The following is an 18,729-nucleotide window of genomic DNA, read 5'->3' on the forward strand; positions in this document are numbered from 1 at the left end:
GAGGAGGTCCCGCGCGACCAGCACCGCCGACGGAGATTCCCGAATCCCAGTTCCAGACATTCGACATCCCCGCGCCGACGATTCACGCCTGGCCGAAGGACTGGGCGGTCATCGGCAAACCCGCCGCCTTCTGGACGAACGCCGACGTCAGCTACATCGACATGACCCTCCTCACCTACGCCGTGCAGGTGAAGGTGACTCCGGAGAAGTACAACTGGAACTTCGGCGACGGCACCGGCGCGACGACTACAACCAAAGGCTCGAAACCGCAGCCCGGCGACAAGCCGGAGATCGGCCACGACTTCCAAGAAGTCGGACCGACAACCGTCGAGATGACAACGACGTTCACCGGCGAATTCTCCGTCGACGGCGGACCCTGGATCCCCATCGACGGCTACGCCTATGTCGCCAGCAACGAGCTGACCATCGACGTCTACCGGTTCCACCGCTATCTCGTCGACGAGGACTGCAACGCGAATCCGAATGGTCCCGACTGCAACTGACCCGGCTGAAACTGAACTGACTGCAAATGACCTGCATCGGCAATCAGTTCGTGCTCAACCGCGCACCCGCCACCCACAGAACGCCCAGATCTGAAACCGCAGAACGGTTGAAGTGGACTCGTCCCTGACCCTCCCACGACACCTGCTGACTCAACATCCGTTCGCGCGTGCCTTCAACGTCAATCAATCCGTTCCAGAAACATCCGTCCGTCCGTTCCAGCAACGTCCGCCCACCCGTACCAGCGACGTCCGTCCGCACCTGTCGAATCGTCGCCAATTCACACAGGAAAACCTCAAGGCTCCCTGAGAGACTATCGCCATGGTTTGCCGACTCACCGAGTTGCTCGTCGACTCACACTGGCGCGTTGTCATCATCGGCGCAGGTCAGGCCGGTCTCTCGGCCGCGCACTACCTCTGGCGCGATGGTTTGAAACCTGGTCGGGACTTCATCGTCCTCGACGCCAGCGATGGCCCCGGCGGTGCCTGGCGGCAGCGCTGGGAATCCCTGACGCTCGGTTCGACGAATCACATCGCCGATCTCCCCGGCTTCCCCCTCGGCGCGCCAGACCCGTCCGTGCCCGCATCCGAGATCGTCACCGACTACTACTCCCGTTACGAGAAGGAACTCGAACTCTGCGTCGTCCGTCCCGCCGAGGTTGCGCACGTGACCTCGGACGACACCGGTGCCGGACCGCTCAAGCTCACCGTCATGCTCGACGGCGAACGCCTGCACCTCACGAGCGACTACCTCATCGACGCGACGGGCACGTGGACCCACCCCTACGTCCCCTACGTTCCAGGGATCGCCGAATTCGAGGGCAAACAGCTCCACACCGCCCAGTTCCGCGAGGTCGAGGACTTCCGCGGCCTGCGCACGCTCGTCGTCGGCGGCGGCATCTCCGCCACCCAGTTCCTCCTCGAACTCGCCACCGTCACCGACACCCTGTGGGCCACCCGCCGTCCACCGAACTTCACCGCCCGCGAATTCGACGGCAACTGGGGACTCGAGGTCGAACGCGCGGTGCGCTCCCGCACCCTCGCCGGACTCCCACCGGCCAGCGTCGTCCGCACCACCGGGCTGCCGCTGCGCCGCGAATTCCTCGACGGCGTCGAATCCGGAGTCCTCGTCTCCCGCGGCATGTTCGACGAGATCCTTCCCCACGGCGTGCATTTCCCGGCCCGACCCGCCGAGGAGGCGGTGACCTCCGAAGGCCTCGGCCCCTCCCACAGCGACCGTCTCGCCCTCCCCCAGTCATGGCAGCCGTTCCCCGAGGAGCGCATCGAGGAGGTCGACGTCATCTTCTGGAACACCGGATTCCGTGCCGCCCTCAACCACCTCGCACCCCTCCACCTGCGCACCCGCGAAGGCGGCATCGCCATGGACACCGAGGTGGCCGTCAGGGACGATCACCGCATCTTCCTCGTCGGCTACGGGTCCGCGAGCTCGACGATCGGCGCGACCCGCGCCGGTCGCATCGCCGCCCGCGAGCTCCTCAAACGCCTCGAGACCACTGACACCGCTGAGACGACCGGTCACGAGAACCTCACCACTCAAGCACCCGGCACCGAGGCGGCCGACAGTAACAAGGCGACAAACAGTAGCGAGGCGACAAACAGAGACGCGGCGACCGCCGGCCCGACCAGCGACGCGGCGACCGCCAGCCCGCCCACCGACGATGAGTCCGTCCCCGCTGTCGCGCTCGACGCCGTACCGCAGGCTCAGCGCAGGGCCGGAGCAACTGTCAGTTCAGCCCCGGCGGCGGAGTGAGACTCTCATCGGCAAGCCGCACCGTCGGCAGCATCGTCGCGAAGACGGCAGCGGTGGCCTGATCCCCGCTCTTGACCACCATCTCCAGCGTCACCTTGAACTGTCGGCCCTCCACCTGCACACCGGCCGCCACCCCGTAGATCACTGACTCCGTCGACTCGATCGACCGCATGTCGTCGGGGCCGAGGGTGCCGGTGAACGTCCAGTACTCTCCCCCGGTCACCTGGCCGGTCTTCTCCGTCGACAACTGCGACCCCGCCGAGGCGAACGTCGCATCCTGCGCGGACCTCACGGAGTCGGCCGGGGTGATGTCGTCGTCCTCGTAGCAGTTGACCGTCATGAGCGCGCCGGACCCGCGCTCGAACAGGCGGTACCCGTCGTATCCGGTCGAGTCACTCCACTCATCGTCCATCGCGATCGCGATGGGCACCGGACACGACTGTCCCACGTCGATGGTCTGCTCGGTCATCCCCGGCGGAATCGTCCCGACACCGGACTCCGCGGTCGGCGTCGAGGTCGACCCATCGCCGACGCCCACCTTCACGGGCGCGGAATCGCCCTCGTTCGTGCTCACTCGCATCGCCGAGCAGCCGCTGAGCACCACGGTCAGCGCCAGAAAGCCTGTGGTCAGGGATCGCAGGGTCATCGGCTGGCCTTCCGTCAGAGTCACCACCATCCTACCGGCGGGCGCGGTCTGCAGCGTCGCCTCGGACGCCGCCGGGCAGGGTCGGCAGCTCCTCCTCAGAGGCCGATGCAGAAGACGTCACCGGTCATTTCAGCCCCGGCGGCGGGGTGACCGGTTCGCCCGCGAAGCGCACGGTCGGCAGCATCAGCGCGTAGACGGCAGCCGCCTCGGCGTCGTCCTTCTTCGCTGCCATCTCTACACTGACCCGGTAGAGCCGGCCCTCGTCCCGGAGCCCCGCCACCGCACCGTAGAACACCGACTCCATGCCGCCTATCGAACGCACCGACGAGGCGCCCAACTCGCCCTGCACGGTCCAGTAGACTCCGCCCGGGATCTCGCCGGCCTTCTCGGTGACGACGCGGGATCCCGGGTCGGTGAGGATGACATTCATCGCATCGTCGGTGACCGACTCCGGGTCATCGCCGCCCCAGGCGTAGCAGTTGACACTGACGAGGCGCTCCTCGCCGTTCGCGTACACCTGATAGCCGCTCACGCCGCCGGCGTCGGTCCATCGGGGGTCGACGGCGAATTCGACGGAGATCGGGCACTCGTCTCCGAGAGCGGCCTCGACCTCCTGCCACCCCTCCGGGATCGCGTCGGAGTTCGCCGTCTCCGGCGAGCCGTCACCCACGCCGACAGCCACCGGTCCGGAATCCTGCTCGGACGTGCTCACTCTCAGGGCAGAGCACCCAGTGGTGAGCAGACAGGCAACCAGCATGCCGCCGAGCAGCCGCCGAGGGGTCATCGTCACGCCTTCCGTCGCAGTCATCAACATCGTACGGCACACCGCATGCCCGGACCCTGGTGCGAATCCCGGCCGGGGCATAGCCTTGAGACATGGCTGATCTCCTCCTCCTCGACGACTCCGACATCGACCGCGTCCTCTGCATCGTCGCCCACCCCGATGACATGGAGTACGGCGCCTCAGCGGCAGTGGCGAAGTGGACGGGTCAGGGGAAGACCGTCGCTTATCTCCTCCTCACCCGCGGCGAAGCCGGCATCCGCACGATGCCGCCGGATCAGGTGGCGCCGCTGCGGGCAGAGGAGCAGGCTCACGCATGCGCCGTCGTCGGCGTCGACGACCTCGAGATCCTCGAGTTCCCCGACGGCATGCTCGACGTCAGCCAGGAGCTGCGACACGCGATCGCGAAGAAGCTGCGCGAGTTCAGGCCGGACGCCGTCATGGTGACGAACTGGAATCTCGAGACGGCGTGGGGCCTCAACCACGTCGATCATCGGGCGGCCGGCATCGCGACGGTCGACGCCATCCGGGACGCAGACAATCCGTGGCTGTTCACCGACCTCGCCGATTCCGGTCTGGAGGCGTGGAAGGCGGGTCGGCTGCTCGTCACCGGCCCCGATTCACCGACGGATGCGATCGAACTGAGCGCCGAGGATGTCGCCAAAGGCGTGGAATCGCTCGAAGCGCACACGGTCTACCTCGAAGCACTCGGAGATCATCCGGAGCCGAAGGACATGATCACCGACATCTGCGCGAACACCGGCGCACAGGCGGGCGTCGAGTACGCCCTGCCTGTGCGCGTATACGAGATGTGAGGCTCAGGCGCCGAGGGCCGCCATCGCCGCATCGTAATCCGGTTCGGTGGTGATCTCATCGACGAGCTGCGTGTAGATCACCGTTCCCGTGTCATCGAGGACGACGACCGCGCGGGCGAGCAGACCGGCCAGCGGGCCGTCGACCATCGTCACGCCGTACTCCTTGCCGAAGGCGCTGCGGAACGCCGAGGCGGTGACGACATCGTCGATGCTCTCCGCACCGCAGAAGCGGGCCTGCGCGAACGGCAGATCGTTCGAGACGCACACGACAGTGGTGTTCTCGAGGCTCGCGGCGAGTTCGTTGAACCGGCGCACCGAGGCGGCGCACACTCCCGTGTCGACGCTCGGGAAGATGTTGAGCACGACCCGGGAGTCGGCGAACTCCGAGGAGTTGACCTCTCCGAGGTCGTTGCCGACGAGCGTGTAGGCCGGGGCCTGCGTGCCGACGGCCGGGAGGTCTCCGGAGGTGTGGACGGGGTTGCCTTCGAGTGCTGTGGTCGCCATGCTTCGATCGCTCCTTGACGGAAGGTGAATGGGTCGTTCCTCACTCTACGGCAATCATCGTCGGCCTCAACCGACCGTCCAGCGCCGAGGCGGACCACCGTCTCGGTGGGCTGCTTCAGTGAGCTGACGGCTTCGAGGCGAAGCGCTTCTCGACGATGATGAGGATGATGACGACGATCGCACCGGCGATGGCGAGGAGCACCGGGCCGAGCACGGGGTCGTAGGGGGCGAGCAGGCCGCCGGCACCATGCGGTTCGCCGTCGGAGCCCACCTCGGCGGCGGACTGCCACGGCCACAGCGCGCGGAGGGATCCGAGCATGAGTCCGGCCATGATGAGCAGCGTCCACCAGCGGTGATTGTGGAGGAAGTAGCGGAGGATGTTGACGAAGACGGCGAGGCCGACGACGGCACCGAGGCCGAAAACGGCGATGTAGACGAGGTCGCGTTCGTCGACGGCCCGCAGAGTCGTCGTGTACATGCCGACGGCGAGAAGGAAGAACGAGCCGGAGACGCCGGGCACGACGAGCGCGCAGATCGCGACCGAGGCGACGAGGAAGACGGCGATGAGCGGCGGGTTCTCCACCTCGGCGCCGCCGGCCAGCCCGGTCATCCAGAACGCCAGTGCGGCCGCAGCGATGAAGGCGAGGATGCCGAGCGCGATGGGTTCGCGCCGAGTCCGGGGCGGCAGCATGAGCAGGGGCACGAGGATGCTCGCGGCGACGAGTCCGAAGAACAGTCCGCGCGCGAGTTCGGGGTTGTCGGTGACGAATCCAGCCATGAGTCCGGCGATGCTGAAGACGGCGGTGGCCATCCCGAGGAGGACGGGGATGATGAGGAACCAGTCGGTGCGCTTGAGCTCCGCGAGCGCACCGGAGAGCCGATCAGGGCCGGTGACGAGGGTCTTCGCCGCCTTGACGACGTGCGCGGCGGAATCGATGAGCTGGTCGTAGACACCGGTGACGAGGGCCACCGTGCCGCCGGAGACGCCGGGGACGAGCTCGGCGGAGCCGATGAGGAACCCGCGCACGAGGTCGAGGGGAATCCACGCCTTCGAGCGGCGCGGCGCGTCAGTGGGCGTGCTGGTGTGATTGGGGGCAGGAGAAGTCAAGGGTCGCTTTCGTCCGACGACAGGGCATGGGATTCGCCTCCATCGTCTCACAGCGGCCTGCGCCCTCCCTGATCGCGCAGGTGAGCGGCCCGACCCGATCAGTCGCCGACGGCGCCGTCGATGCTCTCACGGAGGAGGTCGGCGTGCCCGAGATGCCGGGCGTACTCCTCGATCATATGGATGAGAACCCACCGCACGTTGTGCACGCTGCCGTGGGAGCGGCGGCGCAGCGGCGTGCCGAGATCGGCGATGCCGGCGAGCACCTCCCGTGAGCTCTCGACCGCGCGCTCGTGGAGGTCGAGCAGCTCCTCAGGCGAATCGTCGACGGCACTCTCGAAATCCCAGTCGCGATCGGTCCGCCAATCGATCGCCGCGAACGGCTCGGGCAGCGCCTCCCCCGCTGTCCGCTCGAGGAACCACGTGTACTCGACGAGGCTGAGGTGCTTGATGAGGCCGCCGAGCGTGAGACTCGAGGCGCCGACGGTGCGCCGCAGGTCCTCCGCGCTCAGTCCGGCGACCTTCCGGCGCAGCACCTGCCGTTGGTAGTCGAGGAATTCGACGAGTCCCTCACGCTCGTCCGGCTGATCGCGGGGTTCGTCCAGCGGCAGATTCATCGGGGGTCCTCACTCTCTGCCTTGCGGCGACCGATGTCGAAGACGTAGCCCTCGGGATCCGTCAGTGTTGTCCATTCGATGCCGAATTCATCGAACGAGGCGACCTTCGTCGCGCCCAGCGCCACCGCACGATCGACATCGGCAGGATAGTCGGGGTCGTCGAGGTCGATGTGGAGAGGATTCTTCGCCACGACCCGACCGGCGCTCTTCGCGTCGGCACCCCGAGCATCGGCTCGGTCATCGACCTTGAGGAACAGCATGCCCGGCGTCGGCGATGCTCCGTCATGAATTCCGCCGATGCTCGCGACGAACTCGTTGGCGCCCTCATCGATCTCGGCGTGGAGCAGCTCCGCCCAGAACAGCGACTGGGTTTCGACGTCGGTGCAGTCGAAGGTGATGCTCAGAGAGTTCAGCGAGGCCATGACAGGTGGTCCTTCCTTGTATGGTCGAGCAGTCGATGACGGGTTCCACCCTATGCCGCGGCACTGACGCGACCGCCGCGGACCGAGATCCGCTGTCATGTGACGTCTCACCCGGCCGGCGGGTGCGAGCTCAGGCGCGCGGCTGGCGCGCGAGCTGACGGGACTGGGCGACGAGGCGACCGGCTGAGTCCCACAGCTCGCAGTCCTCTTCGAACATGCCGCCGGCGATGTTGCGGGTCTGTACCTTCACGCCGATCCACCCCGGCGCCGGGTTCGCCCGCACGTGGGCGGTGAGCTCCATCGTCGGCGCCCAGTTGAAGCGCCCGAGGTCGAACATCACCGGCGGGAAGGCGTCGAGGAAGGCGAGAAGCGCCAGCGGATCAGGATCGGCGCCGTCGGCGAGCCTGATCCATCCCTGGAGGAGACCGCGCCCGCTCGGACGGCCGGCCGCGAATCCCGCGGTGGCAGGGTCGAGACGCATGTCATAGCGGAAGACGACGGGCGCGGAGTCGAGGAACTCCTGCGGACCCTCGGCCATCGGAATGCAGTCGTCGGGGTCGGGAAGATCCGGCCGCTGCGCTGAGGTGGCGACGTCGTCGGGAAGCGCGCCGAGGCTGCCGAACGTCGCGAGCGCCGTGATTTTCGGCTGCCCCGCCTGACTGAGATCGGCGCCCAGCGTCGCACTCGACCGACCGGTGCGGATCGTCCGCACCGCCACCTCGGCGGGCCCGGAGTCGCTGGGACCGAGGTAATAGGCGGAGATGACGAGCGGATCCGGCGTGGTCGGAACGGTCTGCGCCATCGCTCGACCGATGACGCCGAGGAGGTAGCCCCCGTTGACGGCGCCGCCGACCTTCCAGCGGGCGTCGAGGTCGGCGGAGAAGCGGGCGTCTCCGCGCGGAGTCACTGCGGTCGCGTGGGCGAACTCGCTCTGGGTCTCATCGGTCATGTGACCCACGTTACCAATTACTGATCGGTAGACAAGTCATTGTGAGCGACGACTTCGGCGCTCGTTGCCGCGGCGATAGTTCCCTGTCGCTCGTGCGAGCAGCTGCTGGTCGGCGGCGTCGCTGTGACCGAGCTTGGGTATGAGTGCGGCGGCCTGCCGACCGCCGAGCTCCATGACGGTGCGGCCGCCGCGCCCGATGACGATGACTCCGGACTTCGTGATCCGGTAGTCGAAGGCATCGTCGTCGATGCTCACTGTCACTCCCCTCTCTGCGGTGACGGACTACCGTTGGTGCCATGAGCATATCCCTCGAAACGATCGTTCCCGGCGGCCGCGATCGCACCGCACTCATCGAGTTCTTCTCGACGAACGCCTTTCCGTACCATGCGCGGGCGGGTGTGCGGTCGGTCGGTGAGGCCGCGGAGTTCGTCGACTCCGGTGGATTCCTCGGCGACGACGGTGCCGCACTGTGGGTCGTCGACGCCGAGCTGGGACGGATCGGCCTCGTGCGGATCGACGACCTCGGCAACGACACTCCGGAGTTCGATCTGCGCGTGGCGGCGGATCACCGCGGCAGGGGCTTGGGCGAGGAGATCCTGCGGGCGGTGACGGACCATCTGTTCACGACCACCTCGGCGCAGCGCTTCGAAGGAATGACGAGGGCGGACAACGTCGCGATGCGGAAGGTGTTCGTCCGGGCGGGGTGGACGAAGGAGGCTCACCATCGGCGAGCCTGGACCGTCGAGGGCGGTGACCGGCTCGATGCCGTCGCCTATGCGATTCTGCGCGAAGAATGGGAGACCGGCGTGAGGATTCCAGTCGAGTGGGACGACCAACCGGACTGAGCACAGAGATCAGGAGGGCACCGCGGTCGGGACTGAGAGCAGCGTTCGGGGACGGCGAAGCGCCCCTGGTGATGTCCACCAGGGGCGCTTCTGCTGTGCTCGTGCGATCACTCAGTGATCACAGAGTCTCAGTTCTTCTTGACCCGACGCATCGTCAGCACCACAGCGGCACCGCCGACGAGGAGCAGGCCGGCACCGGCTGCGAGGCCGGTGAGCTCGGCACCGGTGCGGGGCAGGTCGCCGCCGCCGTCACCGCCGTCCTTGCCACCGTCGTCGCTGCCACCGCCTCCGTTGCCCTGGTCATCGGAGACGACCGTGAACGAACCGGTCAGGGGCGACTCGTCGTCGGTGTCGTTGGCACCGGTGACGGACACGTCGTACTTGCCGCGGTAGACCGAGGGGTCGGAGGCGCTCGTGCCGTAGATCGAGAATCCGGCGACGCCGTCGGCGTTCGCGGTCTCGGTCAGCTCGATTCCCTTGACGTTGTCAGGACCGGCGACGACCTTGAGCGTGACCTTCTCACCCTCGTCGAAGCCCTTGACGGTGATCTTCACGCCCTTGTCCTTCTGGACGAAGTCCGTGTCGACGATCTCCTTCGGGGTGATCGAGATCGCGCGCTCAGCCGGAGCCTCGCCGCCGTCCTTCGAATCGTCCGAGTCGGCGTTGGCGTCCTTCGCGTCGGCTGCGGCGTTGGCACCCGCATCCTTCGTGTCGGCACCCGAGTCCGCGTTGGCGTCCTTGGCATCGGCACCGGCATCGGCTTCGGCACCAGCGTCAGCCTCAGCACCCGTGGCACCAGCGTCAGCCTCAGCACCGGTCGCACCAGCGTCAGCCTCGGCACCGGTCGCACCAGCGTCAGCGTTCGCCGCCGAATCGTCTTCGACCGTCACCTTGAAGTTGACGGTATCCGAAGAGCCGCCTTCATTCTTGGCGGTCGCGGTGTAGTCGTAGACACCGACACTGGCGGGGCCCTCGATGCTGAAGTTGCCGTCGGCATCAGTCTTCACCGTCTGATCGCCGTTGGGGGCGGCTTGAGGAGCCGGACCCCAGGTGATCTGAACATCAGTGTTCGGTGCAGCCTTACCGGTAACGGCTCCATTGGGCTTGATCGTCTGATCGCTCACGACCGGAGCAGCGGGCGGTTCAGGCGTCTGATTGGGATCCTCGAAGGTGACCGACTGGCCCGACTTCTCCAGCGAATAGTCGAGGTCGGCAACCCACGACCACTGACCGAATTCGGGGCTGTCTTTACCGGGTCCGCCGGAGATCACGCCGATCGCGGAATCGCCCTGATAGACAGCGCCGCCGGAATCGCCCGAAGCGGAGAACGCAGAGGAACCTGAATCGACCTGGAAACCATGAACAGCACGCCCACCGATGTTTGCGAACTGGAACTGGGTATCAGTCGACACCGTGCCCGTGGTCACACCGGTCGTACGACCGGACTTGGTGATGGGAGCTCCTGGCGTCTCTGTGCCGAGCTGAGTGATCTTCGTGGTGGAAAGCGACAGATCATCATCTTTCGCAGTCGTCCAGTCGGTGACTTCGGGCTTCACCGAGAAACCCTCAGCGACCTTGATGACACCGAAATCGTAGGCCTTATCGGGGTCGTCCACATTTGAGCCGGTAATGGTCGAACCATACTGGTATGTGCCCCACGTTCCGGGGGCTCCGGTGCCGTTCGGTTCGAAGCCTTCGCCGCCGACGGCATTGGCCGTGGACGGACGCTCCGTGTCGAGGATCTGCGTAGCCCTACCACCATCATCGGCGCAGTGACCCGCGGTCAGCACGATCGGCGCACCACTCGCGTCCCAGCCGGAGAATCCGGTCGAGCAGACGGCAGTTCCCTCGGATGAAGGAACGTTGAAGAGGTAACCCGCTCCACCGACAAGGTCCTTCTTGCTCTGCGGTTCGCCGGCCGTGAACTCGCTGGACACCTTGACTTCGACGTTCTTGTACTTGGAATCGAGCTTCTCGACGCTGTCCGTCTTCTCAGACACGCCCAGGTAGAGGGTGTCGCCGGACGTGCCGAATCGACCGATCTCAGTGGGCAGTTCGCCCTTGTCGTTCGCCAGGTATTCAGCGACTGCATCCTGAACCGCTGACTCGGACTTCACGTTGATCGCAGGCTTGTCCGCGGCAATTGCGGGACCTGCGAAGAACGCACTGCCGAGGCCGAGGGCCGCAGCGGCGGTCATAGCGAGCGAGCTCTGCACGAGCTTCTTCTGCATACTTTCCGTCTCTCTTCTTCGGGGAGTTGCCAATGTCACAAAGTGATGACCTTAGTCACAAACAGGTTACGGGCCGCATCCATGGACCACCAAGAAATGGGGTCTGTTCCTGTGAACTAAATGAACGAAACAGAAGACTGCTCAAGCGAGACCGAGCGATGGGATTGTCTTCGTTCCAGTTCAGACCGCTGCTGAGTCGTGAGAACCGCACCAGAACGCCGCTCGGCCCCGGCGCGGCAACTTCTCGACTCATCGGGCGTGTGGCGCAGTGCTCCATCACGAAACGGACAACGAGGGCGCCCTCGGTGTCTCCACCGAGGGCGCCCTGTCGATTGTGCTCACACCGCGACCGACCAGAGTCGGTCACTGTGCGACGCTCAGCGCATTCAGTTCTTCTTCGCGCGACGCATCGTCAGCACCACAGCGGCGCCGCCGACGAGGAGCAGACCTGCACCGGCAGCGAGACCGGTGAGTTCAGCACCGGTGCGGGGCAGGTCGCCGCCGCCGTCACCGCCGTCCTTGCCGTCATCGCTTCCGCCGCCGTTGCCCTTCTCATCGGCAACGACCTTGAACGACCCGGTCAGAGCCGACTCGTCCTCGGTGTCATTGGCACCGGTGACGGACACGTCGTACTGGCCGACGTAGACCGAGGGGTCGGAGGCGCTCGTCCCGTAGATCGAGAAGGCGGCGACGCCATCGGCGTTGGCCGTCTCGTCGAGTTCGATGCCCTTGACGTTCTCCGGTCCGGACACGAGCTTGAGCGACACCTTCTCGCCCTCGTCGAAGCCCTTGACGGTGATCTGCACGGCCTTGTCCTTCTGGACGAAGTCCGAGGCGGCGATCTCCTTCGGGTCGACCGTGATTCCGCGCTCCACCGGAGCCGGGGTCTCGGTCTTCTCCTCCTCGACGGTCACCGTGAAGGCAGCGGCTTCGGACTCCTGACCGTCGACGACAGCCGTCGCGGTGTAGTCGTAATCGCCGGCGGCCTCGGGGCCTTCGAGGACGAAGTTGCCATCGGCATCGGCCTTGACCGTCTCCGAGCCCTCCGTCGCAGCCTGAGCACTGTTCGTGCCGGCGTCGGCTGCCGGCTTCCAGGCGACCTTGACCTCGGCATTCGCCGCAGCCTTGCCCTTGACGTCACCGTTGGGCTTGATCGTCTGATCCTCGACCACGGGAGCGGCCGGGGCCTCAGGCGTCTCCGTGCCCGGCTTCTCGACGTTGAACGACTGGCCGGACTGCTCGAGCGAGTAGTCGAGGTCAGCGACCCAACCGAACTGGGTGCCGTCGTCGGCAGGTCCGCCGCCGGAGATGACGCCGACAGCAGTCTCACCCTGGAAGACGGCTCCACCGGAGTCGCCCGGCTGCGAGAACGGCTTGTCGGCCGGCGAGGTCACGCCGAAGCCGTGCACCCAGTATCCGCCGACGTTCGTAAAGTCGAAGTTGTATTCGGACCGAGGAATGACCTGGCCCTCGGTCAGACCGGTGGTGCGCCCGGACTTCTGGATCTTGCCCCCGGTGTGGGCGCCGACCTTCGCGATGTTCGTCGCGAGGCTCGAGGACAGGTCCTCGGTGTCTGCGGTGGTCCAGTCGGTCACGCCGTTCTTGACGTTGTACTTCGATTCGTCGACGTTGATGACGGCGAAGTCGATGTCGCTTTCCTTCGGGAGCGGCGGATTCGGGTCCGTCGGGTCGAGGAGGTCACCGCTGCCGTAGCTCGTGAAGCCCCACTTGCCGGCGATGCCGAGGCCCGACGGATCGAAGCCCTCGCCGCCGTTGGCCTGCGCGGTGCTCGGACGCTCGGTCTGGTCGACGGTCGAGTCACCGTTGATCTCACCGGTGTCGGCGTTGTAGTTCTTCGCGCAGTGACCCGCAGTGAGGACAACCGGCTTGCCCGCGTCGTCCCAACCGGAGAATCCGGTCGAGCAGACGCCGCCGCCGGCCGGGGTCTGCACGAGGTACCCGGCACCGCCGACGAGGTCGTTCTTCGCGTACGGCTGAAGCTCCTTGATGCCTTCGGTGATCGTGATGTTCGAGTACTTCTTCTCGAGATCCTTGATCTCCTGCGTCTTCTTCTCGACGCCGAGGCTGAGCTTGCCGTCACGCTCACCGTAGGCATTGACGCCTTCGATGTCGGACAGCGCCTTCTGGATCTGGGTGTCACTCTGCACGTCGAGCTTCTGCGGGGCGGCGGTGGCCATCGCAGGCGACGCGAAGAAGGCATTGCCGAGACTGAGCGCTGCGACAGCGGACAGGGCGAGCGAACTCTGCACGAGTTTCTTCTGCATACTCTTGGATTCCCTTGGTCGGATTCATTGATGCGATTGTCTGGTGAGTCCGTGAACATGCCGATCCAGCAGTCATCTGCACTGTCACAAACAGGTCACGAAAACAGGTGTCAACCGTGTGCCAGGTTACGGATCGGCAACGGTGCGAAGCAACAAGTTTGCGTGTTGCCGGTGAACAAAACGAACAAAACATGGAATCGTCCGCTTCGTCGGCGATGGGGATCGACCTCTCGGGCGTCCCCGTTATGATCGGTGCATGACGACCCTCAGCGTGCACCGACTGTCTCCCGGCCTCCGGCGCGTCTTCGGCGCAGTCGCTCTTGCGGCGACACTGCCCCTTGCCGCGTGCAGCACAGGATCTCCTGCCGAGTCGCCCACGAGTTCGGCTGCCGGCGAAACAAGCTCACCGACCGAGTCCGCCGCGGCTGAGCTCGATCCCGTCGGCAAATGGACGTCACCTGAGGCAGGAAACCCCTTCCTCACTTTCAGTGGCGACGGTGCGGTCTCGGGCTCGGACGGATGCAACCCCATAGATACGACGTGGACTGTCGAAGGAGACGAGATCACGATCGAGCCGTTCACAACCACACAGAAAGCCTGCCCCGGAGACCAATGGCTGTCGAAGGCCTCGACGGCGACGATCGACGGCGAAGTCATGACGTTCAAAGACGCACAGGGGTCAGTCATCGGCGGATTGGAGAAGCAGAAATGACGCACAGCGCCAGCGGGAGGTGGGCTGCCGAGAGCAATCCCGGAGCCTTCCTCGAACTCGCTTTGAACGGATCTGTCACGGGCAGCGATGGTGCCAATCGCATTGTGACGACCTGGCAGTCTGACGGTGACGCCAGCGCAGTCATCGCTCCGTTCCTCACCACGCAGATGGCAAGCAGGGGAATGCAGACTTGGGTCGGCGGAGTGCGCCGGGTCGAGGCCGACGGTGATGTCCTCGCGGTCTTCGACCAGAGCGGGAACCGCCTCGGCGAGCTGATCCGCGACCACGGCGGGGAGAAGTAGATGGCCGGCGGCCTCTTCGCCCTCCTCGACGACGTCGCCGCACTCGTCAGACTCTCCGCGGCCAGCCTCGACGACGTCGCCGCCGGTGCGTCGCGTGCCGGTGCCAAGACCGTCGGCGTCGTCGTCGATGATGCCGCTGTCACTCCGAAGTTCGTCGAAGGCGTCGATCCCAAGCGCGAGCTGCCGATCATCAAGCGCATCGCATTCGGCTCGCTGTTCAACAAGATCGTCATCATCCTGCCGATCATCCTCCTGCTCAGTCAGTTCCTCCCGTGGCTGCTCACTCCCCTGCTCATGGTCGGCGGCACGTACCTGTGCTTCGAGGGGGCCGAGAAGATCTTCGAGAAGCTCGGCTGGGTCGAGGCGCACGACGACAAGGAGGAGGCCGCCGGGCAGGAGCCCGAAGATGAGGCCGGTCGTGAGAAGAAGATCGTGCGCTCGGCGATCACCACGGACTTCGTGCTCAGCTGCGAGATCATGGTCATCGCCCTCAACGAGGTCGCCGACGAGCCGCTGCTGTCGCGGGCGATCATCCTCGTCGTCGTCGCGCTGGCGATCACCGTCGGCGTCTACGGCGTCGTCGCCCTCATCGTCAAGATGGACGACATCGGCCTCAACCTCGCCGGTCGAAAGAATCCGGGTGCCCAGAAGTTCGGGCGCTTCCTCGTCCAGGCGATGCCCAAGCTCCTCGGCGGGCTCTCCGTCATCGGCACCCTGGCGATGCTCTGGGTTGGCGGCCACATCATCCTCGTCGGCACCGACGAACTCGGCTTCACCGCCATCTACGACTTCGTCCACAGCCTCGAAGCACCTGCCGCCGAGGTGGCCGGCATCCTCGGCTGGCTCGTCAACACGTTCTTCTCGCTCATCCTCGGTGCGGTCTGGGGCGCCATCGTCGCGGCGATCGCGATCGGCATCCAGAAGCTCGTGAAGAAGCCGAACCACGATTCATCCGATCACACGGCCGCGAGCGGCGCTCGAGTCGCCGATGCGCGGAGCGCGCAGGGTGCCGCATCGGACACATCTGACACCGGCACACAGACCCGCGACCGGCCCGCCACCGACGGGACCAACACCGACCGGCCCACCACCGACGGGCCGGACGGCGACGGGATCGCCAAGCGGTAGGCGGCACCCCCGGATTCAGCTGAGCGGCCGCGCACCCCTCAGGCGCTGGCCTTCTCCGCACGGTCGGCGAAGGTCTTCTTCGGCGGGCCGGGCACGATCATCGGCGCGCCGGTGACAGGGTCGTCGATGACGCTGCAGTCGATGCCGAACACATCGTGGACGAGCTCAGCGGTGACGATCTGCGAGGGGGCACCCTGGGCGACGATCGCGCCGTCCTTCATCGCGATGATCTCGTCGGCGTAACGGCACGCCTGATTGAGGTCGTGGAGCACGGCGACGAGGGTGTGCCCGTGCTCGTGGTTGAGCTGCGCGAAGAGGTCGAGCAGTTCGATCTGGAAGGCGACGTCGAGGAACGTCGTCGGCTCGTCGAGGAGGAGCAGCGGCGTCTCCTGGGCGAGCACCATCGCGACCCACACCCGCTGCCGCTGACCGCCGGAGAGCTCATCGACCTGACGGGCCGACAGCTCCTCGGTGTTCGTCGCTCGCAGCGCGGAGAGCACGGCGATCTCGTCGTCATCCGTCCACTGCTTGAGGAAGGACTGATGCGGGTGGCGGCCACGTGCGACGAGTTCGCCGACCGTGATGCCCTCCGGGGCGATCGAACTCTGCGGCAGCAGGCCGAGGCGCTTGGCGATCTGCTTCGTCTTCAGCTTCGTGATGTCGGTGCCGTCGAGGAGGACGGTCCCCTTGGCCGGCGGCAGGAGACGCGCGAGGGCACGCAGCAGCGTCGACTTGCCGCACGCATTCGGCCCGACGATGACGGTGAACTTCCCCTCCGGGATCCGCACATCGAGGTCGGTGACGATCTGGCGCTGGTCATAGGCGAGGTCGAGGTTCTCCGCCATCAGCGGCGCCGGGGCGCCGACCCCTGAGGATGCGAGGTCTGCGGCCATGGTGTGAGCGCTCATTGTGCCCTCCGAGCTTCTTGGACGAGTAGCCAGATGAGGTAGACGCCGCCGATGCACACGGTGACGACTCCGACGGGAAGTTGGATCTCACCCAGAGCGTGCTGGGCGATGAGGTCGGCCCCGACGAGCAGGAGCGCGCCCACGGCGGCGGCCATGAGCAGGCTCGTGCCCTGCGACTTCGCAATGCGCCGTCCGATCTGCGGGGCGGCGAGGGCGACGAAGGCGATCGGACCGGCAGCGGCGGTGACCACGGCGACGAGCGCGACGGCGACGAGGATGAGCGCCGCCCGCACGGGTTCGTTGCGCACCCCGAGAGCCTTCGCGGTGTCGTCGCCGAGCTCAAGCGTGCCGAGGTCGCGGGAGAAGAGTCCGCAGGCGACGCCGAGGACGATCGTGGCGATCGTCGCCGGCAGGATCGTCGACCAGCCCATGCCGTTGAGGGTGCCGGCACCCCACGTGGCGGCGGCCATCGCGAGGTCGAGGTCGGCGCGCATGATCAGCCACGTGTTGAAGGCGCTGAGCATTGCCGTGAGCGCGATGCCGACGATGATGAGTCGGAAGCCCTGGACACCGCCTTTCCACGTGAGGACGTAGACGAGGACGGCGGTGAGGATGCCGCCGACGATCGCGCCGAAGGCGGTGGAGACGAAGCTCGACCCGAAGAAGATGATCGTCACGATGCCGCCGGTGTAGGCGCCGGTGGAGAAGCCGATGATGTCCGGACTGCCGAGCGGATTGCGCGTCAGCGACTGGAAGACGGCACCGGAGACGCCGAGGCCGGCGCCGAGGACGATGCCGGCGACGATCCGCGGGGCCCGCCATTCGCCGACGACAGTGTTGACGATGCGCTTGTCAGCGGCTCCGAAGAGACCCTCGAACACCTCGGTGGGAGTGAGGGAGAACTCGCCGAGGAGAAGGCCGAAGAAGCCGCAGACGAGGGCGAGGAGCGCGACGATGCCGGCGGCCACGACGACACGGACGTCGATGCGGTGACCGACCACCCGGGCCATCGGCCGACCGAAGTCGATCCGCTCCCCCGCGGCCGCGCCCTTGCCGGGGACGAGTTCGCGGACCGGCCTGGTGTCCGCACCTGCTGATGTCGGGTTCACAGGCCGCTCGCTTTCTTCCGGCGCACGAGCGCGATGAGGACGGGGGCGCCGACGAACGCGGTGACGACTCCGACCTGCAGCTCACCGGGCTTCATGACGACCCGGCCGATGATGTCGGAGGCGAGCAGGAGGATCGGGGACAGGATGAGCGAATAGCTCAGGATCCACCGCTGGTCGGGACCGACGATCCACCGCGCGATGTGCGGGATCATCAGTCCGATGAAGCCGATCGGACCGGCCGCTGCGGTGGCGGCTCCGGCGAGGAGGGTGACGGCGATGATCGAGAGGATCCGCGTGCGGTTGACCGAGGTGCCGAGGCTCGCGGCGAGATCGTCGCCGAGGGCGACGGCGTTGAGCGAGTGCGAGAGCGCAAGCGCGAGGACGATGCCGATCGCGATGAACGGGACGACCGCGGAGACCGTGTCGAAGCCGCGGCCGGCGATCGCGCCGACGTCCCACGAGCGGAACGCGTCGAACGCGCGTTCGTTGGTCAGCAGGATGCCCTTCGTCAGTCCCGTGAGCACCGCGGCCACGGCGACCCCGGCGAGGGTGAGCCGGATGGGATCGACCGTGCGGGTGCGTCCGGCGGAGCCGATGACGTAGACGCCGGTCGTCGCGAGCAGGGCGCCGAGGAAGGCGAACCAGACGTAGCCGCTGATCGAGGTGATGCCGAAGAAGCCGATGCCGACGGTGACGGCGAACGACGCCCCGGCATTGACGCCGAGGATGCCGGGATCGGCGAGCGGGTTGCGGGTGAGCGCTTGGATGAGCGCCCCGGACAGCCCGAGTCCCATGCCGACGATGATGCCGAGCACGGTCCGCGGGTACCGCAGCTCGAGGACGACGAGCTGATCGTCGCTGCCGGAGGGGGCCACGAATGCGCCGATGACCTCCGAGACCGGCATGTCCCGCGTGCCGATCGCGAGGGAGGCGAGGATGACGACGACGAGCGCGATGAGCGCGATGACGAGGCCGATGGTGCGTCTCGCCCTGAGTGCGGTCGAGGTCGAGGGCTTCGAAGGAGAGTCTGCTGTCGCCGAGGCGGGGGTGGCGAGAGCAGTCATCGGAAGATCCTCAGAGGTCGATTGATTAAGGACAG

18 protein-coding genes and 1 pseudogene are annotated in these 18,729 nt (G+C 66.4%); 6 read left to right on the forward strand and 13 right to left on the reverse strand.

Annotated features, from left to right (window positions below; translation table 11 throughout):
• Both FFS20_RS17860 and FFS20_RS04000 read left to right on the forward strand, forming a co-directional pair.
• Positions 1 to 503 (forward strand): annotated as a pseudogene (locus FFS20_RS17860) (hypothetical protein); the annotation flags it as partial.
• Between the two features lie 319 nt (positions 504 to 822).
• Complete coding sequence (locus FFS20_RS04000) at positions 823 to 2,271, forward strand: FAD-dependent oxidoreductase (protein ID WP_349290511.1); 1,449 nt, start codon at positions 823 to 825, stop codon at positions 2,269 to 2,271.
• Here the strand turns inward: FFS20_RS04000 and FFS20_RS04005 are convergent.
• Positions 2,246 to 2,941, reverse strand: coding sequence for a hypothetical protein (locus FFS20_RS04005; protein WP_249356644.1), 696 nt, complete (start codon positions 2,939 to 2,941; stop codon positions 2,246 to 2,248). The two genes, FFS20_RS04000 and FFS20_RS04005, sit on opposite strands and share 26 nt — an antisense overlap.
• A gap of 100 nt (positions 2,942 to 3,041) precedes the next feature.
• Complete coding sequence (locus FFS20_RS04010) at positions 3,042 to 3,599, reverse strand: hypothetical protein (protein WP_249356648.1); 558 nt, start codon at positions 3,597 to 3,599, stop codon at positions 3,042 to 3,044.
• A gap of 194 nt (positions 3,600 to 3,793) precedes the next feature.
• Here FFS20_RS04010 and FFS20_RS04015 point away from each other — a divergent pair, with 194 nt between their 5' ends.
• Entirely contained in the window at positions 3,794 to 4,513 is a 720-nt protein-coding gene (locus tag FFS20_RS04015; protein WP_137824637.1) for a PIG-L deacetylase family protein, read from the forward strand.
• A 3-nt stretch (positions 4,514 to 4,516) separates the two neighbouring features.
• Here the strand turns inward: FFS20_RS04015 and tpx are convergent, their stop codons facing one another.
• From tpx to FFS20_RS04045, 6 genes are all read right to left on the reverse strand, one after another.
• The gene (gene tpx, locus FFS20_RS04020; protein WP_137824638.1) at positions 4,517 to 5,017 is read right to left on the reverse strand and encodes a thiol peroxidase; all 501 of its coding nucleotides are present in this window, start codon (positions 5,015 to 5,017) and stop codon (positions 4,517 to 4,519) included.
• A 115-nt stretch (positions 5,018 to 5,132) separates the two neighbouring features.
• Positions 5,133 to 6,125, reverse strand: a complete 993-nt coding sequence (locus FFS20_RS04025) for a DUF368 domain-containing protein (protein WP_137824639.1) — start codon at positions 6,123 to 6,125, stop codon at positions 5,133 to 5,135.
• A 98-nt stretch (positions 6,126 to 6,223) separates the two neighbouring features.
• Positions 6,224 to 6,739 carry a DinB family protein gene (locus FFS20_RS04030; RefSeq protein WP_137824640.1) on the reverse strand — a complete coding sequence of 172 codons (516 nt, stop codon included), beginning with the start codon at positions 6,737 to 6,739 and terminating at the stop codon, positions 6,224 to 6,226.
• Positions 6,736 to 7,161, reverse strand: a complete 426-nt coding sequence (locus tag FFS20_RS04035; protein WP_137824641.1) for a VOC family protein — start codon at positions 7,159 to 7,161, stop codon at positions 6,736 to 6,738. The genes FFS20_RS04030 and FFS20_RS04035 overlap by 4 nt, the downstream gene beginning before the upstream one ends.
• 130 nt (positions 7,162 to 7,291) lie before the next feature.
• Positions 7,292 to 8,110, reverse strand: a complete 819-nt coding sequence (locus FFS20_RS04040; RefSeq protein ID WP_137824642.1) for a thioesterase family protein — start codon at positions 8,108 to 8,110, stop codon at positions 7,292 to 7,294.
• Positions 8,111 to 8,146: 36 nt separating this feature from the next.
• The gene (locus FFS20_RS04045; RefSeq protein WP_137824643.1) at positions 8,147 to 8,365 is read right to left on the reverse strand and encodes a hypothetical protein; all 219 of its coding nucleotides are present in this window, start codon (positions 8,363 to 8,365) and stop codon (positions 8,147 to 8,149) included.
• A gap of 41 nt (positions 8,366 to 8,406) precedes the next feature.
• Between FFS20_RS04045 and FFS20_RS04050 the strand changes: the two genes are divergently transcribed.
• Positions 8,407 to 8,955, forward strand: a complete 549-nt coding sequence (locus FFS20_RS04050; RefSeq protein ID WP_137824644.1) for a GNAT family protein — start codon at positions 8,407 to 8,409, stop codon at positions 8,953 to 8,955.
• A 128-nt stretch (positions 8,956 to 9,083) separates the two neighbouring features.
• Here the strand turns inward: FFS20_RS04050 and FFS20_RS04055 are convergent, their stop codons facing one another.
• Together FFS20_RS04055 and FFS20_RS04060 are read right to left on the reverse strand one after the other, a co-directional pair.
• On the reverse strand, positions 9,084 to 11,186 hold the full coding sequence (locus FFS20_RS04055; RefSeq protein WP_137824645.1) for a trypsin-like serine protease: 2,103 nt from the start codon (positions 11,184 to 11,186) through the stop codon (positions 9,084 to 9,086).
• A gap of 386 nt (positions 11,187 to 11,572) precedes the next feature.
• Positions 11,573 to 13,471, reverse strand: a complete 1,899-nt coding sequence (locus tag FFS20_RS04060; protein WP_137824646.1) for a S1 family peptidase — start codon at positions 13,469 to 13,471, stop codon at positions 11,573 to 11,575.
• A 256-nt stretch (positions 13,472 to 13,727) separates the two neighbouring features.
• On the opposite strand from FFS20_RS04060, the gene FFS20_RS04065 reads away from it, so the two are divergent.
• Together FFS20_RS04065 and FFS20_RS04075 are read left to right on the forward strand one after the other, a co-directional pair.
• The gene (locus tag FFS20_RS04065; protein ID WP_137824647.1) at positions 13,728 to 14,183 is read left to right on the forward strand and encodes an META domain-containing protein; all 456 of its coding nucleotides are present in this window, start codon (positions 13,728 to 13,730) and stop codon (positions 14,181 to 14,183) included.
• Positions 14,184 to 14,485: 302 nt separating this feature from the next.
• Positions 14,486 to 15,613: a DUF808 domain-containing protein gene (locus tag FFS20_RS04075; protein ID WP_137824649.1), complete on the forward strand. Its 1,128-nt coding sequence runs from the start codon at positions 14,486 to 14,488 to the stop codon at positions 15,611 to 15,613.
• 38 nt (positions 15,614 to 15,651) lie between these two features.
• Here FFS20_RS04075 and FFS20_RS04080 read toward each other — a convergent pair whose 3' ends face one another.
• From FFS20_RS04080 to FFS20_RS04090, 3 genes are read right to left on the reverse strand one after another with little or no spacing between them, the layout of a single operon-like run.
• Positions 15,652 to 16,521: an ABC transporter ATP-binding protein gene (locus FFS20_RS04080; RefSeq protein ID WP_137824650.1), complete on the reverse strand. Its 870-nt coding sequence runs from the start codon at positions 16,519 to 16,521 to the stop codon at positions 15,652 to 15,654.
• The gene (locus FFS20_RS04085) at positions 16,518 to 17,630 is read right to left on the reverse strand and encodes an iron chelate uptake ABC transporter family permease subunit (protein ID WP_249356650.1); all 1,113 of its coding nucleotides are present in this window, start codon (positions 17,628 to 17,630) and stop codon (positions 16,518 to 16,520) included. The genes FFS20_RS04080 and FFS20_RS04085 overlap by 4 nt, the downstream gene beginning before the upstream one ends.
• Entirely contained in the window at positions 17,627 to 18,694 is a 1,068-nt protein-coding gene (locus FFS20_RS04090; protein ID WP_137824651.1) for an iron chelate uptake ABC transporter family permease subunit, read from the reverse strand. Before FFS20_RS04090 ends, FFS20_RS04085 begins: the two co-directional genes overlap by 4 nt.
• Between the last annotated feature and the right edge of the window lie 35 nt (positions 18,695 to 18,729).

The sequence above is a fragment of the Brevibacterium sp. 2SA genome (assembly GCF_005502845.1).
GTDB lineage: Bacteria > Actinomycetota > Actinomycetes > Actinomycetales > Brevibacteriaceae > Brevibacterium.